At 72.6% G+C, this 24938-nt stretch carries 25 protein-coding genes; 11 read left to right on the top strand and 14 right to left on the bottom strand.

Annotated elements, in window-relative coordinates; translation table 11 throughout:
- Window positions 1–462: 462 nt before the first annotated feature.
- The gene (locus tag DEJ19_RS10875; protein ID WP_111233016.1) at window positions 463–1908 is read right to left on the bottom strand and encodes an amidase; all 1446 of its coding nucleotides are present in this window, start codon (window positions 1906–1908) and stop codon (window positions 463–465) included.
- Window positions 1909–1948: 40 nt separating this feature from the next.
- Between DEJ19_RS10875 and DEJ19_RS10880 the strand changes: the two genes are divergently transcribed.
- Window positions 1949–2248 carry a hypothetical protein gene (locus DEJ19_RS10880; RefSeq protein WP_111110844.1) on the top strand — a complete coding sequence of 100 codons (300 nt, stop codon included), beginning with the start codon at window positions 1949–1951 and terminating at the stop codon, window positions 2246–2248.
- A gap of 36 nt (window positions 2249–2284) precedes the next feature.
- Here DEJ19_RS10880 and DEJ19_RS10885 read toward each other — a convergent pair whose 3' ends face one another.
- A complete protein-coding gene (locus DEJ19_RS10885) occupies window positions 2285–2701 on the bottom strand; it encodes an HIT family protein (RefSeq protein WP_071404585.1) in 417 nt (138 codons plus the stop codon).
- A gap of 52 nt (window positions 2702–2753) precedes the next feature.
- Between DEJ19_RS10885 and DEJ19_RS10890 the strand changes: the two genes are divergently transcribed.
- Both DEJ19_RS10890 and DEJ19_RS10895 read left to right on the top strand, forming a co-directional pair.
- A complete protein-coding gene (locus DEJ19_RS10890) occupies window positions 2754–4427 on the top strand; it encodes an ABC-F family ATP-binding cassette domain-containing protein (RefSeq protein ID WP_111233017.1) in 1674 nt (557 codons plus the stop codon).
- A 25-nt stretch (window positions 4428–4452) separates the two neighbouring features.
- Entirely contained in the window at window positions 4453–5376 is a 924-nt protein-coding gene (locus tag DEJ19_RS10895) for a L,D-transpeptidase (RefSeq protein ID WP_181438150.1), read from the top strand.
- A 22-nt stretch (window positions 5377–5398) separates the two neighbouring features.
- Here DEJ19_RS10895 and DEJ19_RS10900 read toward each other — a convergent pair whose 3' ends face one another.
- Genes DEJ19_RS10900 through DEJ19_RS10910 form a run of 3 tightly spaced genes read right to left on the bottom strand, consistent with a single transcriptional unit; the run spans window position 5399 to window position 8883 of the window.
- On the bottom strand, window positions 5399–6739 hold the full coding sequence (locus DEJ19_RS10900; RefSeq protein ID WP_111233020.1) for a cytochrome P450: 1341 nt from the start codon (window positions 6737–6739) through the stop codon (window positions 5399–5401).
- A gap of 27 nt (window positions 6740–6766) precedes the next feature.
- On the bottom strand, window positions 6767–7330 hold the full coding sequence (locus DEJ19_RS10905; RefSeq protein ID WP_111233021.1) for a gluconokinase: 564 nt from the start codon (window positions 7328–7330) through the stop codon (window positions 6767–6769).
- Window positions 7327–8883: a GntP family permease gene (locus DEJ19_RS10910; protein WP_220035307.1), complete on the bottom strand. Its 1557-nt coding sequence runs from the start codon at window positions 8881–8883 to the stop codon at window positions 7327–7329. The genes DEJ19_RS10905 and DEJ19_RS10910 overlap by 4 nt, the downstream gene beginning before the upstream one ends.
- Window positions 8884–9090: 207 nt before the next feature.
- Here DEJ19_RS10910 and DEJ19_RS10915 point away from each other — a divergent pair, with 207 nt between their 5' ends.
- A complete protein-coding gene (locus DEJ19_RS10915; protein ID WP_181438938.1) occupies window positions 9091–9789 on the top strand; it encodes a FadR/GntR family transcriptional regulator in 699 nt (232 codons plus the stop codon).
- A gap of 105 nt (window positions 9790–9894) precedes the next feature.
- Here the strand turns inward: DEJ19_RS10915 and DEJ19_RS10920 are convergent, their stop codons facing one another.
- The 5 genes from DEJ19_RS10920 to DEJ19_RS10940 all read right to left on the bottom strand — a co-directional run bounded on the left by DEJ19_RS10920 (window position 9895) and on the right by DEJ19_RS10940 (window position 13298).
- Complete coding sequence (locus tag DEJ19_RS10920) at window positions 9895–10500, bottom strand: GNAT family N-acetyltransferase (RefSeq protein ID WP_027465815.1); 606 nt, start codon at window positions 10498–10500, stop codon at window positions 9895–9897.
- 9 nt (window positions 10501–10509) lie between these two features.
- Window positions 10510–11193 carry a uracil-DNA glycosylase gene (locus DEJ19_RS10925; protein ID WP_111233022.1) on the bottom strand — a complete coding sequence of 228 codons (684 nt, stop codon included), beginning with the start codon at window positions 11191–11193 and terminating at the stop codon, window positions 10510–10512.
- Window positions 11194–11198: 5 nt separating this feature from the next.
- Window positions 11199–11918 carry a Type 1 glutamine amidotransferase-like domain-containing protein gene (locus DEJ19_RS10930; RefSeq protein WP_111087831.1) on the bottom strand — a complete coding sequence of 240 codons (720 nt, stop codon included), beginning with the start codon at window positions 11916–11918 and terminating at the stop codon, window positions 11199–11201.
- Window positions 11915–12442, bottom strand: a complete 528-nt coding sequence (locus DEJ19_RS10935; RefSeq protein WP_051596753.1) for a phosphoribosyltransferase — start codon at window positions 12440–12442, stop codon at window positions 11915–11917. Before DEJ19_RS10935 ends, DEJ19_RS10930 begins: the two co-directional genes overlap by 4 nt.
- Window positions 12443–12524: 82 nt before the next feature.
- On the bottom strand, window positions 12525–13298 hold the full coding sequence (locus DEJ19_RS10940; RefSeq protein ID WP_111233023.1) for an SDR family oxidoreductase: 774 nt from the start codon (window positions 13296–13298) through the stop codon (window positions 12525–12527).
- A gap of 122 nt (window positions 13299–13420) precedes the next feature.
- Between DEJ19_RS10940 and DEJ19_RS10945 the strand changes: the two genes are divergently transcribed.
- From DEJ19_RS10945 to DEJ19_RS10970, 6 genes are all read left to right on the top strand, one after another.
- On the top strand, window positions 13421–14512 hold the full coding sequence (locus DEJ19_RS10945) for an acyltransferase family protein (RefSeq protein ID WP_111233024.1): 1092 nt from the start codon (window positions 13421–13423) through the stop codon (window positions 14510–14512).
- Between the two features lie 301 nt (window positions 14513–14813).
- Window positions 14814–16145 carry a bifunctional o-acetylhomoserine/o-acetylserine sulfhydrylase gene (locus DEJ19_RS10950; protein WP_111233025.1) on the top strand — a complete coding sequence of 444 codons (1332 nt, stop codon included), beginning with the start codon at window positions 14814–14816 and terminating at the stop codon, window positions 16143–16145.
- Between the two features lie 270 nt (window positions 16146–16415).
- Complete coding sequence (metX, locus tag DEJ19_RS10955; protein WP_110864018.1) at window positions 16416–17618, top strand: homoserine O-acetyltransferase MetX; 1203 nt, start codon at window positions 16416–16418, stop codon at window positions 17616–17618.
- A 132-nt stretch (window positions 17619–17750) separates the two neighbouring features.
- The gene (locus DEJ19_RS10960; protein WP_111233026.1) at window positions 17751–18908 is read left to right on the top strand and encodes a sensor histidine kinase; all 1158 of its coding nucleotides are present in this window, start codon (window positions 17751–17753) and stop codon (window positions 18906–18908) included.
- Window positions 18905–20227, top strand: a complete 1323-nt coding sequence (locus DEJ19_RS10965) for a hypothetical protein (protein WP_084740710.1) — start codon at window positions 18905–18907, stop codon at window positions 20225–20227. Before DEJ19_RS10960 ends, DEJ19_RS10965 begins: the two co-directional genes overlap by 4 nt.
- 87 nt (window positions 20228–20314) lie before the next feature.
- The gene (locus DEJ19_RS10970; protein ID WP_017888182.1) at window positions 20315–20986 is read left to right on the top strand and encodes a response regulator transcription factor; all 672 of its coding nucleotides are present in this window, start codon (window positions 20315–20317) and stop codon (window positions 20984–20986) included.
- 189 nt (window positions 20987–21175) lie between these two features.
- On the opposite strand, the gene DEJ19_RS10975 is transcribed toward DEJ19_RS10970, so the two are convergent.
- The gene (locus DEJ19_RS10975; protein ID WP_027465824.1) at window positions 21176–22441 is read right to left on the bottom strand and encodes an MFS transporter; all 1266 of its coding nucleotides are present in this window, start codon (window positions 22439–22441) and stop codon (window positions 21176–21178) included.
- Window positions 22442–22802: 361 nt separating this feature from the next.
- Window positions 22803–22982, bottom strand: coding sequence for a hypothetical protein (locus DEJ19_RS10980; protein ID WP_111038590.1), 180 nt, complete (start codon window positions 22980–22982; stop codon window positions 22803–22805).
- 128 nt (window positions 22983–23110) lie between these two features.
- Here DEJ19_RS10980 and DEJ19_RS10985 point away from each other — a divergent pair, with 128 nt between their 5' ends.
- Complete coding sequence (locus tag DEJ19_RS10985) at window positions 23111–23299, top strand: hypothetical protein (RefSeq protein ID WP_146243492.1); 189 nt, start codon at window positions 23111–23113, stop codon at window positions 23297–23299.
- 3 nt (window positions 23300–23302) lie between these two features.
- On the opposite strand, the gene DEJ19_RS10990 is transcribed toward DEJ19_RS10985, so the two are convergent.
- Together DEJ19_RS10990 and DEJ19_RS10995 are read right to left on the bottom strand one after the other, a co-directional pair.
- On the bottom strand, window positions 23303–23611 hold the full coding sequence (locus DEJ19_RS10990; protein WP_111233027.1) for a thiamine-binding protein: 309 nt from the start codon (window positions 23609–23611) through the stop codon (window positions 23303–23305).
- Window positions 23608–24921 (bottom strand): glycosyltransferase 87 family protein, encoded by a 1314-nt coding sequence (locus DEJ19_RS10995; RefSeq protein WP_111233028.1) that lies wholly within the window; start codon window positions 24919–24921, stop codon window positions 23608–23610. The genes DEJ19_RS10990 and DEJ19_RS10995 overlap by 4 nt, the downstream gene beginning before the upstream one ends.
- Between the last annotated feature and the right edge of the window lie 17 nt (window positions 24922–24938).

The following is a 24938-nucleotide window of genomic DNA, read 5'->3' on the forward strand; positions in this document are numbered from 1 at the left end:
CCGGCCCGACCCGCGCCTCCAGACCAGACGCACACGAGTCCACCGCACCGTGCGCACCCCGCCACTCCGTGCGGGCTTGCCCGCACGGAGCCGGCCTACAAGGCCACACCGAACAAGCAACCCCGCACCACACGCACCAAACCGCACCGTGCGCGCTCCGCCACTCCGTGCCGGCTTGCCCGCACAGAGCCGGCCTACAAGGCCGCACCGAACAAGCAACGCCGCACCACACGCACGAAACCGCACCGTGCGCCAGACAGGAGGCACGACACCGGCCCGACCCGCGCCTCCAGACCAGACGCACACGAGTCCACCGCACCGTGCGCACCCCGCCACTCCGTGCGGGCTTGCCCGCACGGAGCCGGCCTACAAGGCCGCACCGAGCAAGCAATGCCGCACCAGCCTGACAACGCCGCACGGTGCGCCGCGCGCCCGCGCACCGGCGCGTCCCCGGGCCTCCCGTCAGGCGGTCCAGGCAGCCGGGTGCCGCCGCTGCCAGCGCAACCGGCGCTCGAGCTGCGCGCCGATCGCGAGCAGGACGCGCTCGCCGCCGGGGCGCCCGATCAGCTGCACGCCCATCGGCAGCCCGCCGCCGTCGGGGTGGTCGCCGTCGGTCACGCCGACCGGCAGGGTGATCGCGGGGAGCCCGGACACGTTCGCCATCGACGTCCACGGCGAGTACGCGCACTGGCGGCGGAAGTCCTCGTCGGGGTCGTCGCCGTACCAGCCGAGGGGCCGCGGCGTCATCGCGAGGGTCGGCGTGAGCACCGCGTCGAACCGGTCGAACGCGCCGATGAGCGTCGTCGAGAAGGTGTCGAGCGTCGACATCGCGTCGAGGACCTGCGTGCCGGACAGCGCCTGTCCGCGCGCCACGAGCCACGCCACGAGCGGGGTCAGCGCCGACAGGTCGATCCCGGGCACCTGCGGCAGTCGGGCGGCCGAGCTCTCCCACGCCACCCGGAACGCGTCGGCGTACGGCACGCGGGGCATCCGGACGTCCTCGACGCCGTGCCCGACCTCGCCGAGCACCCGCACGGCGGTCTCCACGGCGACCCGGGCCGCGGGGTCGACGACCACGTCGACGGTGTCGTCCCACGGTGAACCCTCGAGCACCCCGACGACGAACCGGCCCTCGCCGCGGACGGCCGCCGCGGTGAACGGCCCCTCGCCGACGTCGGGGGTGACGAGCGCGTAGGGTGAGGCCTCCGGCAGCCCGGTCGGCGCGACCAGCGCGTCGAGGAGCATGCCCGCATCGGCGACGGACCGGGTGAGCGGCCCGGCCACGGACAGGCCACCGACGCCGGAGCGGCCGGGCATCGACGGCACGCGGCCGCGGCTCGGCTTCAGGCCGACGAGTCCGGTCGCCGCGGCGGGGATCCGCACCGATCCGCCGCCGTCCGACCCGACCGCGGCGGGCACGAGTCCGGCGGCGACGGCGACAGCCGCACCGCTCGACGACCCGCCCGGCGCGCGCGTGGTGTCGTAGGGGTTCCGCGTCACGCCGAGCCGGGTCTCGGACGACGAGGACATGCCGAACTCCGGTGACGCCGTCTTGCCGAGGCTGACGGTACCGGCCGCGTCGAGCGCGGCGACGAGCGGGTGGTCGGCCGACGCGGGCCGCTCCGGCAGGCTCGCGGTGCCGTTCCGCGTGGGGACGCCGGCGCGGTCGTACAGGTCCTTGTCGGCGGACGGGAGGCCCCACAACGGTCTCGACGTCGGCACCAGGTGGCCGAGGCGATCGGCTCGGGCCCGGGCAGCGTCCGCGGTGACCGTCACGAAGGCACCGAGTCCGGCGTCCAGGCGTTCCACGCGGGACAGGTAGTGCTCGGTGACCTCGAGGGCGGTCGCCTCACCCCGGCGGATCCAGTCCCAGAGTTCCTGTGCGGAGAGGTGGTGGAGTTCGAACACGGCTCCGAGCCTAGGCGGCGGTGGCCCGTATCCTTCGACGGTGGACACCACTCTCCCCTCCGGCACGACGAAGCGCCGGATCGAACTCCGGCTCGTCCGGCCCCTGTTCGCCTGGTTCGCCCGGCCGACCGTCACCGTCGACGGGGTGGGGCACCCGGCGCAGTGGGGCACCGGCACGTGGGCGGTGCCGGACGACGGCGACACGGTGATCGGTGTGTACCTGTTCAACCGAGCGTGGCGGTTCGGGGCGGCCTCGGTGTCGGTCGGCGGCGCGACGGCGCTCGAGTACCGGGGCGGGCTGCTGCCGGTGGGTACGGGTCGGCTGGTGCCCCGGGGCTGAGGGTCGCGCCAGGCCGGGCAGGGTCTGCTCGGGCGGCTACTCGAACATCTCGGCGAGGAGCGCGTGCGGGTCACCGTCGACCACGTGCGCGGATCGTCGCTCCGGCCAGTGCGTCGTGGCGTCGTCCGGCCAGCACGGCACGACGTGGAGGTGCAGGTGCGGCACGCTCTGGCCGGCGTCTGCACCCGATGCCTGCAGCACGACGGTCCCGGTCGCGCCGAGCGCCCCCTTCATCGCACGGGCGACGCGCTGCGCCAGTGCCGTGGTGGCGGCGAGTGCCGTGGGTCCTGCACTGAGCAGGTCGGCGGTGTGCTCGACCGGCACGACCAGGGTGTGGCCGGGAGCCAGCGCCGAGTCGGGCAGGGGTGCGAAGGCGACGGCGTGCTCCTCGCGCTCGACCCACACGGCGGGTTGGTCACCGGCGATCACGGCACAGAAGACGCAGGAGTCCATCGGCCCAGTCTGCTGCACGTGGGGTACCCGCTCCGCGTGGGACGATGGGCGCATGACCGCCACGCTCGTCGCCAAGGGCCTGTCCGGCGGGTACGCCGCTCGCACGCTGTTCGACTCCCTCGACCTGACGGTGGCGCCCGGTGACGTGATCGGGGTCGTCGGTGTGAACGGTGCCGGCAAGTCCACGCTGCTCCGGCTGCTGGCCGGGGTCGACGAGCCGCTGGCCGGCACGGTGTCCCTGGCACCGACGGACGCGTTCGTGGGGTGGCTCCCCCAGGAGCACGAGCGCATCGCGGGCGAGTCCGTCGCGGCGTACCTCGGGCGGCGGACCGGCTGCACCGAGGCGACGGCGACGATGGACGCAGCGGCGGCGGCGCTCGGGGACCCCGATGCCGGCGACGCAGCGGCCGACCGGTACTCGGCGGCGCTCGACCGCTGGCTCGCCGCGGGAGCCGCGGACCTGGAGGACCGGATCCCGGCGGTGCTCGCCGACCTCGGCCTCGAACCCGGCACCGGCGACTCCGGTGCGGACGGCGTCGGCCCGGACTCCCTGATGACCGCGCTGTCCGGTGGGCAGGTCGCCCGCGTCGGGCTCGCCGCGCTGCTGCTGTCGCGGTTCGACATCGTCCTGCTCGACGAGCCGACCAACGACCTCGACCTGGACGGCCTCGACCGGCTCGAGGCGTTCGTGCGTGGGCTGCGCGGCGGGGTGGTGCTCGTCAGTCACGACCGTGAGTTCCTGGCGCGCTCGGTGACCTCGGTGCTCGAGCTCGACCTGGCGCAGTCGTCGAACCGGTTGTTCGGCGGCGGGTACGACTCGTTCCTCGAGGAGCGCGAGATCGCCCGGCAGCACAAGCGTGACGCGTACGACGAGTTCGCGTCGACGAAGGCCGACCTGGTCTCGCGGGCACGGACGCAGCGCGAGTGGTCGAGCCAGGGTGTCCGGAACGCCATGAAGAAGAGCCCGGACAACGACAAGATCCGCCGCCGTGCCGCCTCGGAGTCGAGCGAGAAGCAGGCGCAGAAGGTCCGGCAGATGGAGTCCCGCATCGCCCGGCTCGACGAGGTCGAGGAGCCGCGCAAGGAGTGGCAGCTCGAGTTCACGATCGGCAGCGCACCCCGGTCGTCGGCCGTCGTGGCGACGCTGTCGAACGCCACGTTCACCCAGGGCGACTTCACCCTCGGCCCGGTCTCGCTGCAGGTCGACGGCGGTGACCGGATCGGCATCACCGGCCCGAACGGCGCCGGCAAGTCCACCCTGCTGCGGGCGCTGCTCGGCAAGCAGGCGCCGACGACGGGCACGGCCTCGCTCGGGTCCAGCGTCGCGGTCGGCGAGGTCGACCAGGCGCGTGCTGCGTTCACCGGTGACCAGCCCCTGGCAGCGGCGTTCGAGGCGATCGTCCCCGAGTACACCACCGCCGACGTCCGGACGCTGCTCGCGAAGTTCGGGCTGAAGGCGGACCACGTCGGCCGACCAGCCTCGGCGCTCTCCCCCGGCGAGCGCACCCGGGCCGGACTCGCGCTGCTGCAGGCCCGCGGGGTGAACGTGCTCGTCCTCGACGAACCGACCAACCACCTCGACCTCACCGCGATCGAGCAGCTCGAGCAGGCGCTGGAGTCCTACGACGGGACCCTACTGCTCGTCACACACGACCGGCGCATGCTGGAGACCGTCCGACTCGACCGGCAGTGGCGGGTCGAGGGCGGCACCGTCACCGAACGCTGACGGATCGACCGAGGGGGGAAGCACCATGCGACGCAGCACCTTGATCGCGACGACTGCCGGGGTGGTGGTGCTCGCCGTCGCTGCCGTCGTGGTGGGGGTGACCCTCGGGTCGCCGACACCGGAGCCGACCCGTGCGGCCCGGGCCACGACGACACCGACCCCGAGCGCCACGCCGACCGCGTCCCCGAGGCCGACGCTCTCGGCCGTCCCCGCTGCACCGTCCGACGCGACCCTGGCCGCGCTGCCGTTGGCGTTCCACGACGCCGTCGTGCCGCAGTTGCTCGACGGCGGGGACGTCGAGCCCGAGGACACGTGGCAGATCGCGACCCCGCGCACGCCGCTCGTCGCCCTGTACGCGAGCCCGTCCAGCCGCGCCCGGCCGGTGGCGACCCTGTCCCACCTGGTGTCGACGATCAACCGGCCCGCGGCGACCGCCGTGTGGGGTCGCTCCCCCGGCCGGGACGGCGGGATGCTCCTGGTGTCGACGCCGTCCCGCAACCGCACCCCCGGTGACGGCGGCGACCCGGACGCCCCGAGCGCGACGTTCGCCTGGGCCCGGGCCGCCGACTTCACCGTGACGCGCACCGACCGGATGATCACGGTCGACGTCGCGGCGAGCACCGTGTCCGTCGTCACCCGGAAGGGGAAGGTCACCGCGACCGAGGCCGCGCGGCTCGGCACCCCGCAGGACCCCACACCGGCCGACACCGCCACCTACGTCGAGGCGGCGTACGTCGACACCCGCGTCGCGTACACGCAGGGCAACCCGATCATCCTGACCGGGGCGCACTCGTCCCGGATCCCGTCGTACGGCGGCAACGCTGCACTGACCGCGTTGCACTACTACCCGGACCCGACCGGCAGCTCGCACGGATGCGTCCGGATCTCGGCGGAGATGACGAAGACGCTCGCGGCGCTGCCCGTCGGCACTCCGATCCGGTTCAGCTGAGCCCGGGTCAGCTGAGACCGGGTCAGTGGAAGGGGCAGCGGCCCCGGACCTCGCCGCCCGATGCCGGCTTCGTCGGCAGTCGGCGGCGGTCGACCTGGAGCCCGTCGTCGAGGATCGTCAGCCGCGGGTCGCTCAGCACCGAGACCGCGGCCGCGAGTGCGGCGATCGCGACCTTCTCGCCGGGGCACCGGTGCCCCGTGGCGACGTCGGCACCGCCGTGCGGGACGAACGTCGTGATGGACTCGAAATCGTCCACGCCGAGGAACCGCGACGGGTCGAACTCGCCCGCACGGTCCCACGAGCGCTCGTCGGTGTCGGTCCCGGTGATGTCGAGCACCACGCGCCCGCCGGCGGGCAGGTGCTGGCCGTCCAGTTCGACGTCCGTGGTGGCCCAGGCAGGCAGCATCGGCACGAACGGCGCGGTCCGGCGGATCTCCTGCGCGAAGGCGACGGCGAGCGGGCCGTCGACGCGCGGACCGACGGCGAGCGGGCCGTCGACGCGCGGGCTGTCGACGCGCGGGCCGTCGACGCGCGGCCCGTCAGCGGTGTCGGCCGCCGCGCTCTCGGCGGCGATCCGTTCCCGCCACTCCGGCCGGTCGTGCAACTCCTTCGCCGCGAACGCCACGAACCGGGCCACCGCGATGGCCGGCCGGATGCTGTTCTGCAGTTCGATGCCGGCCAGCCGCGCCGGCAGCAGCGCCCCGGAGGGGTCCCGGTGCCACGCCCACTCGTGCAGGGCGGTGTGCGGCTCGGGGGTCAACCGGCCACCGCGCACGGCCTCGACCAGCCGCCGGGCATGCCGGTCCGACCAGTGCCGGTTCAGGACGGCCTGCAGGTACTCCGGTGAGTAGGGCACCCCGAAGCCGTCGACGACCTGGGCGAGCCGCGCCGCCCAGCGGGTCTTCGCCGCCGGCGTCCCCGGCAGCCCGGCCCACCGCATGACGGCGCGGCCGATCGCACCGACGGCCGCGTCGTACGCCGACCGGGTGCCACCGGTCAGCCACGCGTCGCGTTCGGTCGCCCACTCGTGGGTCAGCAGGGGTGCGAGGCGCCGGACCTGCTCGTCCTCGTACGCGACGTCGACGAACGTCGCCTTGCGGTGGTGGTGCTCCGCCCCGTCGAGACTGTGCACCGAGCCGACGCCGAAGAGCGTCCGCTGCACGATCGCCGGCATCGCGCCGTGGCGTGCCGTGCGGTCGCCGTCGTAGAACAGCCCGACGCCCTCGGCACCACGCACGAGCAGCGCCGGACGTCCGAGCAGTCGGAAGCCCACCGCCCGCGCCCCCGGACGGGTCCGGCGCCACAGGTGGGCACCGAACCCGTAGCCGCGGGTCAGGAGCGAGAGGGAGTCGTCGATCGCCATGCGGCCATGCTGCCGAGCGCCGCCCGATCAGGCTCTCGGGATCCGGACCAGCCCGAGCCGCGCCATGACCTCGGCGCTCTCCTCTTCCGGGGTGCGGTCGGCGGCGATCGTCAGGTGGGCTTCATCGGACTGGGGCGGCTCGAGCGTGGCGAGCTGCGACTGCAGCAGCGACGTCGGCATGAAGTGCCCGGAACGCTGCGACATCCGCTCCTCGATGAGGGCACCGTCACCGGCCACGTGCACGAACACCACCCCGGGGGCCCGCAGCACGTCGCGGTACGAGCGCTTCAGGGCCGAGCAGGTCACGACGCCGTTCGTGCCGGCGTCCAGGTGTCCGCGGATCCATCCGGCGACGACGTCGAGCCACGGCCAGCGGTCCTCGTCGGTGAGCGGGGTGCCGGCGTGCATCTTGTCGACGTTCGCCGGCGGGTGCATCGCGTCGCCCTCGGCGAACTCCCACCCGACCTGCTCCGCCACCATGGCGGCGACGGTCGACTTGCCGGACCCGGAGACCCCCATCACGACCAGGACGCGGGCGTCCAGCCCGGCGTCGGCCGCACCGGCAGCAGCAACTCCTCCTGCGCCGCTCATCGGATGAACACCCCGGCCAGCAGGACCCCCAGCAGACCGAACACCGAGATGAGGCACTCGAGCACCGTCCATGTCTTGAACGTCTGCCCCACCGTGGTGCCGAGGTACCCCTTCACCAGCCAGAACCCGGCGTCGTTCACGTGCGACAGGAACACCGAGCCGGCACCGATCGCGAGCACGAGCAGGGAGGTCATCGGCGTCGACAGGTCGGCGGCGATCGGCGCCATGATGCCGGCGGCGGTCACGGTGGCGACCGTGGCCGACCCGGTCGCCACGCGGACCAGGGCCGAGACGACCCAGGCGACGAGCAGCACCGAGACGCCGGAGTCCTTGACGGCGTCGGCGATCACGCCGCCGATGCCGGTGTCGATGAGCACCTGCTTGAACCCACCGCCGGCGCCGACGATGAGCAGCACGCCGGCGATCGGGGGCAGCGCGCTCTCGAGCGACTTCGACACGGCCGAGCGGTCCATCCCGCCGCCGATCGCGAAGAAGACCATCGCGTAGACGGCGGCGATGCCGATGGCGATCATCGGCGAACCGAGGAAGTCGAGCAGGCTCACCCACGAGCCGGCGGCGTCGGGGGCGGTGGCCTCACGGATCGCCTGGGCGAGCATGAGCACGACCGGCAACAGGATGCCGATCAGGGCGACGGTGAACGACGGGCTGCGCGGCTCGCTGATCACGCGCGTGAAGTCGCTCTTGCCGTTGGGCAGGGACGCGGTGTCCTGCGTGGCGGGGCCGCGCCGGGCCTCCCGTCCGGGGTGTGCCGGGTCGTCGGCGAAGGAGGCGGACCCGGAACCCGACCCCGAACCCGGGCCGGCGGTGGCGACCGCCCCACGCGACCCGAACATGTCGGGGACGGGGATGTCGACCCAGCGGGCCGCGAAGCGGGCGAAGAGCGGCCCGGCCAGGATGATCACCGGGATCGCCAGCACGATGCCGAAGGCGAGCGTGGTGCCGAGGTTCGCACCGACGGTGGAGATCGCGACGAGCGGGCCGGGGTGCGGCGGGACGAACGCGTGCATCGTCGACAGGCCGACCAGGGCGGGGACGGCGATCTTCATGATCGGCACCTCGCTCCGCTTGGCGACCAGCACGATGATCGGGATGAGCAGGACGAGGCCGACCTCGAAGAACATGGGCAGCCCGATGAGCGCGCCGATCAGGGCCATCGTCCACGGCAGCGCCGCCTTCGACGACTTCCGCACCAGGGTGTCCACGACGCGGTCCGCTGCGCCGGAGTCGACGAGCATCTTGCCGAACATCGCCCCGAGCCCGACGAGGATGCCGACGCTCGTCATGGTCGCGCCGAAGCCGTCACCGAAGCTCGTGACCGCCTTGTCCGGCGCCAGGCCCGCGCCGATGCCGACGCCGAGCGCGCCGATCGTGAGCGCGATGAACGGGTGCACCTTGAGCCAGGTGATGAGCGCGATGATCACCACGATGCCGGCGAGCGCCGCGATGATCAGCTGCGGGATCGAACCGGACGGGTCGACCGTCTCGGTGGTGCCACCCGCGGCGAGCAGGTGGTCCGGGAGAGCGTGAGGCATCAGCGCCCCTTCCTGGAGTCGCTGCTGCGCGGCTCCGTCGCCTTCGTGTCGAGGGTGGACTGGCGCGACGAACGCCGACCCTCAATAATCTGATTAATCAGACTATACGACGTCGTCCCGCGCGCCAACCGCCCGTCCCCGGAGTCTGCCGCTTCGATGGGACCGGCGTCACGACGACCGCGTGACCCGTACTGCACGGAGGAAACGATGCCCACCGCACGCGGACTGCACGCCCACGTGCTCGACACCCTGGGCCAGCGGATCGTCGACGGCGACCTGGCCACGGGTTCCGTCGTGCGACCCGAACTGGTCGCCGACGAGTTCGGGGTGTCCCGCTCCGTCGTCCGCGAGGCCCTGCGCGTCCTGCAGTCCCTCGGCCTGGTCGAGCCCCGGCAGCGGGTCGGCACGCTCGTCCGCGACATCACCGCGTGGGAGCTGCTCGCCCCCACCGTGATCCGGTGGCGCGGTACCTCACCGGCGTACTTCGTGCAGCAGCGCGAGCTCGTCGAGCTCCGGCTCGGCGTCGAACCGGTCGCGGCGTCCCTGACCGCCGGCTCCGATGGTGCTGACGCCGTGCTCGCCGCCGCCGAGGACATGCTCGACGCCTGCGGACGCGAGGACAGTCGCGCCTACCTGGAGGCCGACGTCCGCTTCCACCGTGCCCTGCTCACCGGGTCGGGGAACGCCGTGTTCGCGCACTTCGCCGGCACGGTCGAGGCGCTGCTCCGCACCCGCACGTCGGAGTCGCGCGACCCCATCACGCGCTGGACGCGCGAGGCGGCGCTCCGGCACCAGGCGGTCGGGCGCGCAGCGGTCGAGGGTGACGCGGACGCCGCCGCTGCGGCGGCCACCGCGCTGCTCCGTGTGACGCGCGACGAGTTCATCACCGAGGCGCCGGCGGGCTGACGCGACCGGGCGACGGCCTGGAGGCGCGTGCCGGGCCCGCCACGGGCCTCCCGTCCGCCCTGTGCCGCGTCTCGAGCGTGACGCGCGTCGACCGCGTCGGCTCCGTCAGCGTCGTCGCGCGAACAGCCGCGGGCCGCGCAGGCGGAGCCGCATCGTGACGGTGCCGAGCCAGCGGTCGTACTTGTAGCCGACCTTGCCCATCCGGCCCACTTCCTCGAAGCCGAGCCGCTCGTGCAGCCGGATCGACGCCTCGGCCTGGCGGTCCGCGATGACGGCGACGACCTCGCGCACGCCGGCCGAACGGCACTCGTCGAGCAGCGCCTCCATCAGCGCGCGGCCGAGCCCCTTGCCACCGGACGCGGCGCCGAGGTAGATCGAGTCCTCGACGACGTGGTTCGAGCGGTCCCGCGGGTTCCACGCGTCGACCAGGGCGTACCCGAGGATCTGCCCGGCGGGGTTCTCCGCCACCAGGAACGGCAGGCGGCGCTTCCGGATGTCGTCGTAGCGCTTCTTCCACGCGGCGTACGTGAACGCCGCCGGGTCGAAGGTCACCGACGAGTTGCGGACGTAGTGCGTGTGGATCTCGCGCACGTGGGGCAGGTCCCCCACCTCGGCCGCACGGATGCGGTACTCGAAGGCCGTCTCGGTCGCCGCCGGGGCACGCAGGTGCCGCGGCAGGACCCGCCGTCGCTGGTATTCCTCCTCGAGCACGTGCCGAGCCTACTGAGCGGGCAGCGTCCAGTCGACGGGCGGTGCGCCCTGCGACTCGAGCAGCGCGTTCACCTGCGAGAACGGTCGGCTGCCGAAGAACCCGCGCGACGCGCTGAGCGGGCTCGGGTGGGCCGACGCGACGACCGGGGTGTCGCCGAGGAGCGGTCGCACCGAACCGGCCTGGGCGCCCCAGAGCACGGCGACGAGCGGGGTGCCACGGGCGACCAGGGCACGGACGGCCTGGTCGGTCACCGATTCCCAGCCCTTGCCGCGGTGGCTGCCGGCCTCGCCCGCCTGCACGGTGAGCACCCGGTTGAGCAGCAGGACGCCCTGGTCGGACCACGCCCGCAGGTCACCGTGCGGTGGGGGCGTCACGCCGAGGTCGTCGGCGAGCTCGCGGTAGATGTTCGCCAGGCTGCGCGGCACCGGACGGACGGCCGGGTCGACGGCGAAGGACAGACCGATCGGGTGGCCGGGCGTCGGGTACGGGTCCTGCCCGACGACCAGCACCTTGACGGCGTCGAACGGGCTCGTGAACGCGCGCAGAACGTCGCCGCCGGCGGGCAGGTAGTGGCGACCGGCTGCGGTCTCGTCGCGGAGCCACGCTCCGATCCGGTGTACGTCGGGTTCGACGGGTGCGAGGGCATCGGCCCAGCCGGGGTCGACCAGGTCGGCGAGTGGCCGGGGTTCCACGTCGGCTACGCGCCCATGGTGGCGACGGCCACCGACTCCTCGCCGGCCATCACGCGCCAGACGCTGCCGGTCCCACGGACCTCGAGCGCGCCCTCGCCGACGACGAGCGTGGTGTCCTCGTCGATCGCGAGTCCGGCGGTGACGAACTCGGCCTCGGCGCTGGCGATGAGCCGCGCGAGCGTGCCGGCCTGCACCGCGTGCACGTCGATGGTCAGGTCGACCAGGCCGAGGCCCTCGCGGAGCTCGACCTCGTCCAGCCCCTCGGACGCCGCCTCGGGGCAGATCTCGACGCCGCCGATGCGCCAGCCGCCCACCAGGGCACGGTCGGCGGCGATCATCGCACCGGCCGAGTAGCCGAGGTAGGGCAGACCGTCGGAGACGAGCAGCCGGAGCTGGTCGACGAGCGGGGCGATCGCCGCCAGGTAGTCGGGGGTGACGCCGCCGCCGACCACCAGGGCGTCGACGTCGCTCAGGACGGTGGTGTCGAAGACCTGACCGGCCGCGACCTCGGTGACGAGCACCTCGGCCGTGCGCGGGCCGCCGAGGACCTCGGCGATGTCGGCCGTCGACGACGGGCTGCCGCCGTCCGGGCCCGCCACGGAGAGCAGGGCGATGCGCGGGATGCTCCGGCCGACCGCTGCCGAACGGGCGGTCGCTTCGGCGAGGAACGGTGCTGCGGCGTCCGAGGCGGCGAACAGACCGCCGCCGACCAGGTGGATGCTCACGACTCGGCCGTCACGGGGGCGAGGGCGCTCCACGGGAACGTGATCCAGCCGTCGACCCGGCGCCACACGTGGTCGGGCTCGAGGACGGTGCCGGGCTTCGAGTACAGGCAGGCGCTCCGGACGTCGGCACCGGCGTTCCGGATGATGTCGACCACCAGGCGCAGGGTGCGGCCGGAGTCCGACACGTCGTCGACGACGAGGACCCGCTTGCCGGCCAGGCTCGGGGCGTCGAGGGCGGGGGCGAGCACGACCGGCTCCTCCAGCCGCTGCTCGACGTCGGTGTAGAACTCGACGTTGATCGAGCCGCACTCCTTGGTGCCGAGGGCGTACGCCACGGCGCCGGCGATGATCAGTCCGCCACGCGCGACGGCGACGACGACCTCGGGCTCGAAGCCGCTGGACAGGACGTCCTTGGCGAGCAGGCGTGCGGCGTCACCGAACTCCAGCCAGCCGAGTACCTCGGGCCCGCTCGTCACGGTCACGGTGGACGGAGCCGCGGGCTCGGGTTCGCTGCTGATCGGCATCCGACCACGGTACCGGCAGGGAGCCCACGCCCGCGACCCGCGGCAGCAGCCCGGGCGCTGCGCGGGTCCGGCGCGGGTCGACTCAGCGGGGCGTCAGCGGGCCGCGCGCCAGCTTGTGCTGCGCCGACTGCGCCACCGGCCGGATCGTCACGAGGTCGAGGTTCACGTGTGCCGGCAGCTCCACCGCGTGCACGATCGCCTCGGCGACGTCGTCGGCCACGAGCGGCTCCGGCACGTCGTCGTACACCGCGGCGGCCTTCTGCTCGTCCCCGCGGAACCGGGTGAGCGCGAACTCGTCGGTCTTCACCATGCCCGGCGCGATCTCGACGACCCGGATCGGCTCGCCGTTCAGTTCGAGCCGGAGCGCGCCGACCAGGGCGTGCTCGGCGAACTTCGCGGCGTTGTAGCCGCCACCGTTCTCGTACGCGACGAACCCGGCGGTGCTGGTCACCGTGACGATGTCCGCTCCCCCGGACGCGCGAGCGCGGTCGCGCAGGTGCGGCAGCAGCGCGGAGACGACACGCTTCGTGCCGATCACGTTGACCTCGAACATGGCGCGCCAGTCGTCGAAGTCGGACTCCTCGACGCTCGCCGAACCGAACGCCCCACCCGCGTTGTTCACGAGCACGTCGGCACCGCCGAGGTCCGCGACCCGCGCGGCGAGCGCCGCCACGTCGTCGGCGTCCGTGATGTCGGCGACCAGGGTGTCGGCCCCGGTCTCCGCGGCGAGCGCCTCGAGCTTCGCGGCGCGGCGGGCCACGGCGAGCACGTCCCAGCCCCGCGACCGGAACAGCCGGACGGTGGCCGCCCCGATGCCCGAGCTCGCTCCGGTGACGACTGCGCGCCGTGCTGCCATGTGATCTGCCTCCTGCGTCGGTGACCGGGCGTGTGGTTGCCCGGTCCGCCCACCGTACCGAGCGGGACGCTTCCGGCACCGCACCGGGCCGTCCAGATCACGATCCGGTAACGTGACCGGCAATGACGACGGATGCCGCCCCTCCCGCCCCCTCGGCCCCGGCGACGCAGCTCGAGCCCGGTCGAGCCCCGCGCCGGATCCCGATGTGGGACACCGCGCGGTTCGTCGCGGTCACGCTCGTGGTCATCGGCCACGCGATCCAGCGGCAGACGCCGGCGAGCGAACACGCCCTGGCGCTCTACACGTTCATCTACGCGTTCCACATGCCGGCGTTCGGTGTGATCAGCGGCTACTTCTCGTCGGCCGACACCCCGACGGCGAAGCGGATGCGGCGGACGATCACGGACATCGTCGTGCCGTACATCATCATGCAGACGATCTGGACCGTGGTGCAGGGCATCGTCGAGGGCGGCAAGGACTTCAACCCGACGAAGCCGACGTGGACCCTGTGGTTCCTGCTGGCCCTGGGCATCTTCAAGCTGATCCTGCCGTACCTGGCGCAGCTGCGGTGGCCGCTGTTCTGGGCGGTCGTGTTCAGCATCGGCGTGGGCTACTTCGACAACGTCGACTCCACGCTCTCGCTGTCCCGCGCGATCAGCCTGCTGCCGTTCTTCCTGCTCGGCTGGCAGGTCAAGCAGTGGGGCGTCTTCGACCGCTGGTACGAGGCGTCCCGCCGCACGGTCGTCCGGGTGCGGATCGCCGCCGTCGTGGTGTTCGCGGCGTGGGCGGTGTCGTGCGCGGTCTGGATCCCGCAGTTCAAGGAGTTCGACCTGCACCACTGGTTCTTCTACGACGACTCCTACTCGGGGCTCGGCGAGGACGCCTGGTGGGCGGGTGCGGTGCGCTTCGGCCTGATGCTGCTCGCGACCTTGCTGACGGCGTCGTTCCTGGTGCTCATCCCCCGTCGGAACGTCTGGATCACCCGGTTCGGCGCGGCGACGATGTACGTCTACCTGCTCCACACGTTCGTGCTCTACCCGATCCGGGAGTCCGGCGTCTTGGCCGGCGAGCACTCGGCATGGCCGTTCGTGCTCCTCATGGTCGTCATCGCGTGCGCCGTCAGCCTCTTCCTGGCGCAGCCCTTCGTGCGGCGCGGGATGCGGTGGCTGCTCGAGCCGAAGGTCGACTGGCTGTTCCGCCGCGACAAGGCGTAGCGGTGCCACCTCGCACGGTGCGCGTTCCTCCGCCCGGTGCGAGCTTGCCCGTCCCGTGCGGCGCTGCAGCGCCGCACGGAACCACCGACCTCGCACCGTCCGACGGTGACAGCACGGTGCGGGCGGACGGACGGACGGGAGGCCCGTGGCGAGTCGGGCGGGTGCGTTACGTCCCGAGGCGGGTGCGGTGGTGCGGGCCCGGCCACCTGCGTACCGTGACACCCGACGCACAGCCGCGCCGCGCCTCCAGGCCGAGCGCAGGGCGACCCGACGACCAGCCGCACCGGACAGGAGCACCAAGATGACCGAGCACGACGCCGCGCAGTGGCAGTTCGAGACCACCCAGGTCCACGCCGGCGCACAGCCGGACCCGACCACCGGGGCCCGAGCGACGCCGATCTACAAGACGACCTCGTACGTCTTCGCGAACTCGGACGAAGCGCGCGACCTGTTCGCGCTCGCCAAGCCGGGCAACATCTACTCCCGGATCATGAACCCGACGAACGACGTCGTCGAGCAGCGGATCGCCGCGCTCGAGGGCGGGTCCGGGGCCCTGCTCGTCGCCTCCGGCCAGGCCGCCGAGACCTACGCGGTGCTGAACATCGCCGGGGCGGGTGACCACATCGTCTCGTCGTCGTCGATCTACGGCGGCACGTACAACCTGTTCAAGTACACGCTGGCGAAGCTCGGCATCGAGACGACGTTCGTCGAGGACCAGGACGACCTCGAGGAGTGGCGCCGCGCGGTCCGCCCGAACACGAAGCTGTTCTTCGCCGAGACCATCGGCAACCCGAAGATCAACGTCCTCGACATCACGGGCGTCAGCGACGTCGCCCACGAGTCCGGTGTCCCGCTGATCGTCGACAACACGATCGCGACGCCGTACCTGATCCGTCCGTTCGAGCACGGTGCCGACATCGTGGTGCACTCGGCCACGAAGTTCCTCGGCGGGCACGGCACGGTCATCGGCGGGATCATCGTCGACGGCGGGAAGTTCGCCTGGTCGCAGCACGCCGACCGGTTCCCGGAGTTCAACACGCCCGACCCGTCGTACCACGGTGCGGTCTTCGCCGAGGCCGTCGGCAACGAGCTCGCCTACATCGTGAAGGCCCGGGTGCAGCTGCTCCGCGACCTCGGTGCGTCGAACTCCGCGGACACGGCGTTCACGCTGCTGCAGGGCATCGAGACCCTGTCGCTCCGCATCGAGCGGCACGTGTCCAACGCGCAGGAGATCGCGGAGTGGCTCGACCAGCACCCCGACGTCGCCACGGTCGCCTACGCCGGGCTGCCGACGTCGCCCTGGTACGCGGCCGCGAACCGGTACGCGCCGAAGGGCGTCGGTGCTGTGCTGTCGTTCGAGCTCAAGGGCGGGGTGACCGCGGGCAAGGCGTTCGTGGACAACCTGCAGCTGTTCTCGCACCTGGCCAACATCGGCGACGTCCGCTCGCTCGTCATCCACCCGGCGTCGACCACGCACTCGCAGCTCACCCCCGAGCAGCAGCTCACCACCGGGGTCACGCCCGGCCTGGTGCGCCTGTCGGTCGGCATCGAGAACATCGCCGACCTGAAGGCCGACCTCGAGGCCGGGCTCGCCGCGGCCCGGGCGATCGCGCAGGAGAGCCAGCGCGCGTAGAGCTCGCCCGTCCTGCTTGCCTGCCTGGCTGCCTGTCGATGCGCGTGCATGTTGCGACGTCCCACGTGTCGATCGACGCGTGGGACGTCGCTCGTTGCACACGCATCCGGTACGTGCGCATGGTGCGACGATCCACGAGTCGAACGACGCGCACGATGTCGGAACATGCGCGCGCACGGAACGGCGAGCGCGGCCTGAAGCCCGGCCACGCGCCGGGCGTGACGTAACACGGCGGCGGCGACCCGCGCCTCCCGGCAGACTGGACGCACGATGGACTGGCAGACGACCCCCGAGGACTCCGTGCCGTCCACCCTGGTGCCCGGCACCGAACTCGGCACCCTCGGCAAGCCGCCCGTGACCGGTGCCTGGCGTCCCGGTGACCACCCGGGTGCACGCCACTTCGAGTCCCTCGGCGAGCAGTGGGTGCGCGGCGGCCGCCTGCCGTCCGTGCGCGTGGCCTACGAGACGTGGGGCACGCTCAACGCCGCCCGCGACAACGCGGTGCTCGTCCTGCACGCCCTGACCGGGGACTCGCACGTGACCGGTGCCGCCGGCCCGGGCCACCGCACCGCCGGCTGGTGGGGCGACGTCGTCGGCCCCGGCCGGGCGATCGACACCGACCGGTGGTTCGTCATCGCGCCGAACATGCTCGGCGGCTGCCAGGGCACCACCGGGCCGTCGTCGGTGTCGCCGACGGGCGCGGAGTGGGGCTCGCGGTTCCCGTTCGTGACGGTGCGCGACCAGGTCGAGGTGCAGGCGCAGCTCGCCGACCGGCTCGGCATCGAGACCTTCGCGGCCGTCGTCGGCGGGTCGATGGGCGGCATGCACGCCCTCGAGTTCGCGGTCTCGCACCCCGCGCGCGTGCAGCGGCTGGCGGTCCTCGCGTCGACGGCACAGACCACCGCAGACCAGATCGCGGCGAACTCGCTGCAGCGGGCCGCGATCCAGATGGACCCGGCGTTCGCGGGCGGCGACTACTACGAGGCCGACGTCGGCGAGGGCCCGCACCGCGGGCTGTCCCTGGCCCGACGGATGGCACTCATGACCTACCGGGCGTCGGACGAGCTGAACAGCCGCTTTGCGCGGTCCTGGCAGAGCGACGTCTCCCCGCTCGGCGACGACGGCCGGTTCTCCGTGGAGAGCTACCTCGACTTCCACGGCAACAAGTTCACCCGGCGGTTCGACGCCTCGAGCTACGTCACGCTGACGTACGCGATGGACTCGCACGACGTCGGCGCCGGGCGCGGCGGGGTGTCGGCGGCACTCGGGCTGGTGACCGCACGGACCCTGGTCGTGGGGATCTCGAGCGACCGGCTGTTCCCCGTCGAGGACCAGCACCGGATCGCCGCGGGCGTGCCGGACGCGCTCGACGGGGACACCGCAGCGGTGATCGAGAGCGAGTTCGGACACGACGGGTTCCTCATCGAGCACGAGCAGGTCGGGGCGCACCTGCGGCGGCTGCTCGACTCCTGAGCGGGCCCACCAGCCACCACGGCGCGCCGAAGACCCCCCAACGGGTGGCGCGCGTGGAATGATGGCGTGGAGCTCGGCACTGACCGACGCTCGGTTTCCCGCACCGCCAGATCGTCACCAACCAGGACATCGATGGACTTCATCGCACAGGAACGCGACCGCTTGCTGCGGTCGGCGACCCGTGTCGTGGGCATCGTCTGCGCGCTCGTCAGCGTCGTGGGCATCGTCTCCGCCGCCGCCGTGCCAGCGCTGTCCCTGACCGGAGCGCTCCTCTGCATCGCCGCGATGATCACCGCGCTCGTGTGCTTCGGCCGCGGCGGCGAAGTGTGGTGGACCGCCGCCATCGTCGTCGCCGGACTCGCCACGATGGTGCTGCTCTTCACCGGAGTCCCCGACTCGGCGCGGCCCCTCGTCGCCAGCGCCGTCATGCCCCTGGCCGCCGGCGCGCTCTCGGCACCGCTGATGGCCCAGCGCGGGCACCCGGTCGGTCTCGCCATCACCATCGCCGGGGGCGGCGCCGTGGTGGTGCTCATGGTGTGGGGATCGGGCTCGCTCCTGTCGACCCCGGTCAGCGGCGCACTGCTCGGGTGGGTCCTGATGGCCGTCGTGGCGATCTGGATCTCGCGCAGCATCCCCCGCGTCGCCCGCCGCATCTACAGCATCGGCACCGCCCACCGCGCCGAACGGCAGGCCAGCGAGACCGAGGCGCAGCGCCGCCAGGGTGCCCGCCTGCTGCACGACACGGTGCTCGCGACCCTGACGCTGCTGGCGCACTCCGGCGTCGGCGTCTCCGAGCAGGCCATGCGCGAGCAGGCCGCCGAGGACGCCCGACTGCTGCGCCACCTGCGCCTCGGTGCGACCCCGCAGCCCTCACAGTCCGGTGACTACTCGCTCACCCGCGAAGAGGAATCACCGCTCGGGCAGACCCTCGAGTCGGTCAAGCAGCGCTTCGGCCGGATGGGGCTCGAGGTCAGCTGGCACGGCACCGGGCAGGTCCTGCTGCCGTCGAACGTGCTCGACGCGTTCCTCCTCGCGCTCGGCGAGTGCCTCGAGAACGTCCGTCGGCACGCCGGCGTCGGCGAGGCGCACGTCACGATCGTCCACGACAACGAGGTCGTCCGTGCGATGGTCACCGACTCCGGCGTCGGCTTCGACCTCACCACCGTCAGCGCCGAACGACTCGGCTTCAAGGAGAGCGTCGTGAACCGCCTGCGCGAGGTCGGCGGCGACGCGAAGCTCTTCTCCGCGCCGGGCTCCGGCACCACCGTCGTCCTGGAGGCACCGCGATGACCCGGGTCCCCGAGGACACCATCGGCCGCAGCCTGCCCGGCGAGACCGCTCCGCCAGCACCCCGTACGCGCCGCGAGGCCCGCGAGCGGTACCGGACGAGCGAACGCCGGCAGGCCAGAGGGCTCCCGTCCACGTCGACCGGCGCCCGGTCGCTGCGCCAGGCCGCCAAGCCCGGCGCCTCGCTCGGTGCCGGCTACCTCGGCCTCGGCGCCGCGGTCCTCACCGCGATCGAGGCCGTCGCCGGCATCGCGTTCTTCCTGGTGCGCTGGAACGAGTACTCCGACCCGTGGTTGCCCGCGGTCGCCTGGGGGCTCTACGTCGTCGCCGCCGTCGGGGTCGGACTCAGCGTCCTGACCTACGGCGAACGGCTGACGGGTCCGGCCTTCGCGTTGATCTGCGTCGTGCTGGCCTGCGTGGTCACGCTCGACTTCATCGGCATCTGGCCCGAGCACGACATCGCGCACACCGCGACCGCGTCGATGGCCGCCGGGTTCGCCCTGCTGCCGATCGCCACGCTCCGCCCCGCCCGCGAGGTCGCCGTTGCCATCGGTGCGCTCGGCATCGCGTTCATCGTGATGGCCGTCGCGTCGACGCCGATCACGAACGACACCATGCCCGGCATCGTGTCCCTGCTGTCACTCGTCGTCGTGCCGCCGGCGCTCGCGCTGTACGTCGTGCAGCGGTTCCGCCAGCTCGTGCAGCGCGAACTCGACCGGGTGCTCGTGCAGAGCAACGTGCAGGCGCCGCAGTTCGCCGTCGGCATGCTCGCCTCGGACGAGCTCGCCCGGCTCGACCTGGCCGCCGAGAAGCTGCTCGACGCCGTCGCGAACGGCACCGACCCGCTGCCGCTGTCCGACGCCTCGAGCTCCGTCGCCGCGTCGCTCGCCACCGAGCTCCGCCTGCACCTGATCGAGGGCCGTCGCGAGACCTGGCTCTACCACGCGATCACCGAGTCCGACCACCTCGGTCGCTCGGTGAGCGTCGCCGACCCGACCGCCCTGGCGGGGCACCTCTCCCCCACCCAGCGCGACGGGCTGCTGCAGGCGATCTGGCAGATGGTCGGCGACGGCCGCACCGCGCAGCCCGGCATGCCCGTCGTCTCCGTCACCCTCGGCCCCATCGGTTCCGACGGTCACCCGGTCAGCGACGACACCATGGACGTCCCCGTCGTCATCGAGTCCCGCGGGGTGCCCCGTCGCAGCCTCGGCCCGACGGCGTGGAGCGCCCTGCAGCGCATCGGCCCGTACACCGAGACCGTCCGCGACGGCGCGCTGCACATCGTCGCGCACTGCGTCGTGAACCGACATCCGTCGATGTAGCTGCCGGACACCCGCACGCCTGACCGACTTCCGGCCCGCATCCTCCTAGGATCGGCCGAGCAATCCGCACCGAGAAAGGACGCCAGCATGGCGACTCCAGAGGAACCGATCCGACTCGCACTGGTCGACGACCACAGGATGCTCCTCGGCGCGCTCACGGAGTGGATCCGGAACGCGGCCGACGACATCACCCTGGTGGCCGCCGTCACGACCTGGCCCGAGCTCCTGACGAGCCCGGCGTTCCCGGTCGACGTGGTGCTGCTGGACCTGGACCTCAAGGACTCCATCCCGGTGTCGCTGAAGATCTCGACGCTCAAGACCGCGGGCGTCAAGACCGTCGTCATGAGCACCTACTCGGAGCCGAACGTCGTGCGCGAGGCCCTCGGCGCCGGTGCCCTCGGGTACCTCGTCAAGAGCGAGGACGCCGACATGATCGTCGAGGCGATCCGCTCCGCCCAGCGCGGCGAGCAGTACGTCTCGGCCGAGCTCGACCTCGCCATCAACAGCGGCGACGTCGGCGGCGTCCCGAAGCTCAGCGCCCAGGAGCGTCGCGTGATGGCCCTGTACGGCGGTGGTGAGCCCGTCAAGAGCGTCGCCTACCAGCTCGGCATCTCCGAGGAGACCGCGAAGAGCTACCTCAAGCGCATCCGCGAGAAGTACCGCGTCGCCGGCTTCGACGTCGGCACGAAGGTCGCGCTGCGGAAGCGTGCGATCACCGACGGCATCATCGTGCAGGACGGCAGCCCCCTGGGGCTGTAGCGCGCGGCGCGCTTCGTGCGGTGCGCTTCGCGCGTTGCGCTTCGTGAGCAGCAATGGTCGGGTCCCGTCACGGGACCCGACCATTGCTGCTCACCATGTGCGGTGGCCGCACCACGTGACGGACGGGAGGCCCGTGGCGGCGTCGCCACGGGCCTCCCGTCCGGTGGGTGCGTGCGCGCACCCCGCGTGTCAGGCCGTCGGGACCGGTGCGGTGATCGGACCGGTGGACGGTGACGAGGAGCGGACCGCGGCACGACGCGTGCTCCGCCGCTCGACCGCGTAGCTGACCATCGTCACCAGGACGCCGAGCAGCGCGAGGCCGATGCCGAGCCAGCCCGGTGCGAGGAACCCGAAGCCGGCCGCGATGACCGCGCCGCCCAGGGCCGCACCGATCGAGTTGCCGATGTTGAACGCCGAGTGGTTCAGCGCCGCCGCGATCGTGCGGGCATCCCCGGCGACGTCCATCAGGCGCGACTGCACCGCCGGCGGGATCGCCGACGAGGTCGCACCGAGCAGGAACGCGCCGAGCAGCATGCCCCAGAGCCACTGTGCGGTCAGGACGGTGACGAGCAGGGCACCGATGAGCGCGAACATGCCGACGTAGATCGTGCGCTTCACGCTGTGGTCGGCCAGGTGTCCGCCGAGCACCCCGCCGACGACCATGCCGATGCCCACGACGACGAGCACGATCGGCACGAACGACTCGGGCATCCCGGTGACGTTCTGCACGAGCGGGGAGATGTACGAGTACACCGCGAAGAACCCGCCGAACCCAACGGCACCGAGGCCCATCACGATCCACACCTGCGGCACGCGGAACGCCCGGAGCTCACGGCCGATCGTGGCGTGCTCGTCGCGGGCGCTCTTCGGCACGAAGGCCGCGACGGCCAGGAACGTCAGGGCGAACAGCGCGGCGACGACGCCGTAGGCGACCCGCCACCCGGCGACCTGCCCGACCCACGTGATCGCCGGGACCCCGACGACGTTCGCGACCGACAGGCCGAGCAGCACCATGGCGATGCCCTTGCCGCGCTTGCCCGGGCCCATCATGTCGCCGGCCACGATCGACGCGATGCCGAAGTAGGCGCCGTGCGGCAGACCGGCGACGAAGCGGGCGACGAGCACCAGACCGAACGAGGGCAGCAGCGCACTCGCGATCGTCGCGACGACGAACCCGACGAGCAGCACGAGGATCAGGCCCTTGCGCGGGAACCGGGCGGACATCGCCGCGATGGTCGGCGCACCGACGACGACCCCGAGGGCGTACGCGCTGACGAGCCAGCCGGCGTGGGCGATCCCCGCGTCGGGGTCGATGCCGTACTGCTCGGGGAGCAGGGCCTGCGCGATGTTCGGCAGCAGCCCCATCGCGACGAACTCGGTCGAGCCGATGGCGAACCCGCCGAGGGCGAGCGAGATGAGCGCGAGGGTGCGACGCGCAGGCGTGAGCTGTGACATGGGGCCTGTTCTCGTGACGGGAGGGCTTGGGCGGCCGTCACAGCGGGACTACCGTTCGGGCAGCGCGGTCACGGCGGGGAGTGCCGGTCCGGGTTCAGCGGCGAACGGGACTGGCCGGGCGGTGTCGATCACTCGGCCTTCGCAGTGTAGACCGCTCCAAAGCCCCAACGGAAGTCGGTCAGTGCCCGGTGGTCGCCACGCTGCGTACACCGGAGCGGTCGGCGGGTCGGCGCGATTCTCGGCCGGGCGGACAGTTCTCGCGGTCCGCGACACGTGAAGTGCCCGTCAGCGCGAGTTCCGGGTCAGATCCAGCGGCAAGCCCCGGCCGCGAGCACGATCGTCGGCCCGCCAGCGCCTCAGGTCAGGCCGCCTGGCGCTCCGGGGTGCGGGTCCGTGCCGGGGCCTGTTCGGGCAGCTCGTCGCGGTGCACCCATCCGGTACCGCACTCCGCGCAGCTCGCCCACGCGTTCTCGCCCTGTTCGTCCGTGTCGATGACGACCGTTCGCAGGTCGCAGTCGGGGCACCAGCCGTCGTGCATCATCACGCGCTCCTCATCGTCGTCTCGCAGGCCACCGGAAGTGGCTCGATGCAGACCATGAGACACCCGGCCACCGACATCCGAGGGACCGCTCCGGCGTGTCGGTCGACGCTGCGGTGCAGGATGACGACGTGCCCACCGTCACGACCGTCCTGGCCTCCTGCGCCGCCGGCGCGCCCGCGAACTGCGAGGACGTCACCGACCCACTCGGGATCGTCGTCGTCGTGGTGTTCGCGGTCGCCGGCCTCGTCCTGCTGACGGTCGCCGCGGTCCTCGGCACCGACCCCCGTCGCCGCAGGCGTCCGCGTCGGCGCCGCTGACCACTACTCGCCGAGCGCGGCCTCGAGCCGTTCGAGCTTGCCGTCGATCTCGCCGGTGTGCCCGGGTCGGATGTCGGCCTTGAGCACGAGCGACACCCGCGTGCCGTACTCCCCGACGGCCTCGGTAGCGCGCTTGACGACGTCCATGACCTCGTCCCACTCCCCCTCGATCTCGGTGAACATCGACGAGGTGCGGTTCGCCAGCCCGCTCTCGCGCACCACGCGCACGGCGGCCGCGACGGCGTCGTGCACGGACCCGTCGGACGTTGCAGCGGGACCACCGGACGGAGCGACGGAGAAGGCGACGATCATGCGTCCATCCTGCCCGGCTCGGGCCGGTCGCGCACGGACGTCGACGCGCTCACCTCGGGAGCAGGACGCCCGCCAGCTCGTCCCATCCGCACCAGCACGACGATGCTCCACACCAGGATCGCCACCTCGAGCAGGTTCCGCAGCGTGAGCACCACGAGGATCCACGGCTGCACGCCGAGCAACTGGTCGTAGTAGCCCGGGTAGACCAGCTGCGTGAGCAGGGCCATCGGCAGCGCGAGCACCGCGATCGGCACGAACCGGCGCGCACTCGGGGTGCCGGCCGCGAGGCCCCAGACGATCGGCACCGCGAACCAGCCGATGTACTGCGGCGACCCCACCTTGTTCGTCGCGATGAGCGCCGCGACGAACAGCAGCGCGAGCACCGGCGCGAGCTCGGCCCGACGGGCACCCCGGCGCGCGGCCCAGAGCGCGAGCACGACCCCGGCCACCACCACGACGGCCATCAGCGGCGTCGACACGGCCGCGGCGGCGGACGTACCGGCACCGGACACCTCGAAGGTCAGGATCTCCTGGTCGTAGAACACCGCTGCACCCGGGACGCCGAAGGCTGCGGCCCACATGAAGGGCGTCGCGAGCGGTGACTCGATCTGCAGCGCACGGCCGGTCTGCTCACCGACGAAGGACAGCAGGTACGGCGCACCGCCCCACAGCACGTCGACGAGCACGATGAGGGCGCTCAGCACCAGCGCCCCGGCGAGCACACCCCGGCGGTGTCCGCGACGCAGGAGCAGCAGCACCGCGACGAGCGCCGCGGGCCACACCTTCGTCCACGCGCCGGCGGTGAAGAGCGCGGACGCGACGGCTGGCCTCGAGGCCACGAACGCCACGCCCACCAGCGCGAACGCCGTCGCGACGGTGTCGATCCGACCGAGCGCGATCGGCCCGAGCGCGAGCAGGAACAGCAGCCACCACCAGACGACCCGCACGCCGTGCACGTCGAAGCGGTCGGACGACCCCACGCGCGCCCGAAACCGCCACAGGAACGCGCACGCCACGGCGTCGAGCAGCACCATCAGCAGCAACCAGCCGGAGCCGATCGATGCGACTCCCCCGAGGGCCGCTGCCGCCATCGGCACGATCGCCAGGATCGGGTACACCCAGGCGCCGTCGATGCCGACCCAGAAGTCCGCGGTCCGCCCGGTCTCGATCCAGCGGCTGTAGGTGATGGTCACGTCACCGAGCGGCAGGTTCGCCGACACGAGGGTCAGCCACCACAGGAACCCGTGCACGGCGACGAACGCCAGGACGAAGCCGGCGAGTTCGAGCCACCGGGTCGAGGTCCTCTGCACCGGACGAGCGTAGCGGC

Origin of the sequence: Curtobacterium sp. MCSS17_016 (genome assembly GCF_003234255.2) — a bacterium.
GTDB classification, from domain to species: Bacteria; Actinomycetota; Actinomycetes; order Actinomycetales; family Microbacteriaceae; genus Curtobacterium; species Curtobacterium flaccumfaciens.

Coding starts and splice junctions, on each gene's coding strand:
- DEJ19_RS10885 (WP_071404585.1), bottom strand. CDS start 2,701: ATGGACTCCTGCGTCTTCTGTGCCGTGATCGCCGGTGACCAACCCGCC.
- DEJ19_RS10890 (WP_111233017.1), top strand. CDS start 2,754: ATGACCGCCACGCTCGTCGCCAAGGGCCTGTCCGGCGGGTACGCCGCT.
- DEJ19_RS10895 (WP_181438150.1), top strand. CDS start 4,453: ATGCGACGCAGCACCTTGATCGCGACGACTGCCGGGGTGGTGGTGCTC.
- DEJ19_RS10900 (WP_111233020.1), bottom strand. CDS start 6,739: ATGGCGATCGACGACTCCCTCTCGCTCCTGACCCGCGGCTACGGGTTC.
- DEJ19_RS10905 (WP_111233021.1), bottom strand. CDS start 7,330: ATGAGCGGCGCAGGAGGAGTTGCTGCTGCCGGTGCGGCCGACGCCGGG.
- DEJ19_RS10910 (WP_220035307.1), bottom strand. CDS start 8,883: ATGCCTCACGCTCTCCCGGACCACCTGCTCGCCGCGGGTGGCACCACC.
- DEJ19_RS10915 (WP_181438938.1), top strand. CDS start 9,091: ATGCCCACCGCACGCGGACTGCACGCCCACGTGCTCGACACCCTGGGC.
- DEJ19_RS10935 (WP_051596753.1), bottom strand. CDS start 12,442: ATGCCGATCAGCAGCGAACCCGAGCCCGCGGCTCCGTCCACCGTGACC.
- DEJ19_RS10940 (WP_111233023.1), bottom strand. CDS start 13,298: ATGGCAGCACGGCGCGCAGTCGTCACCGGAGCGAGCTCGGGCATCGGG.
- DEJ19_RS10945 (WP_111233024.1), top strand. CDS start 13,421: ATGACGACGGATGCCGCCCCTCCCGCCCCCTCGGCCCCGGCGACGCAG.
- DEJ19_RS10950 (WP_111233025.1), top strand. CDS start 14,814: ATGACCGAGCACGACGCCGCGCAGTGGCAGTTCGAGACCACCCAGGTC.
- metX (WP_110864018.1), top strand. CDS start 16,416: ATGGACTGGCAGACGACCCCCGAGGACTCCGTGCCGTCCACCCTGGTG.
- DEJ19_RS10960 (WP_111233026.1), top strand. CDS start 17,751: ATGGACTTCATCGCACAGGAACGCGACCGCTTGCTGCGGTCGGCGACC.
- DEJ19_RS10965 (WP_084740710.1), top strand. CDS start 18,905: ATGACCCGGGTCCCCGAGGACACCATCGGCCGCAGCCTGCCCGGCGAG.
- DEJ19_RS10970 (WP_017888182.1), top strand. CDS start 20,315: ATGGCGACTCCAGAGGAACCGATCCGACTCGCACTGGTCGACGACCAC.
- DEJ19_RS10975 (WP_027465824.1), bottom strand. CDS start 22,441: ATGTCACAGCTCACGCCTGCGCGTCGCACCCTCGCGCTCATCTCGCTC.
- DEJ19_RS10980 (WP_111038590.1), bottom strand. CDS start 22,982: ATGATGCACGACGGCTGGTGCCCCGACTGCGACCTGCGAACGGTCGTC.
- DEJ19_RS10990 (WP_111233027.1), bottom strand. CDS start 23,611: ATGATCGTCGCCTTCTCCGTCGCTCCGTCCGGTGGTCCCGCTGCAACG.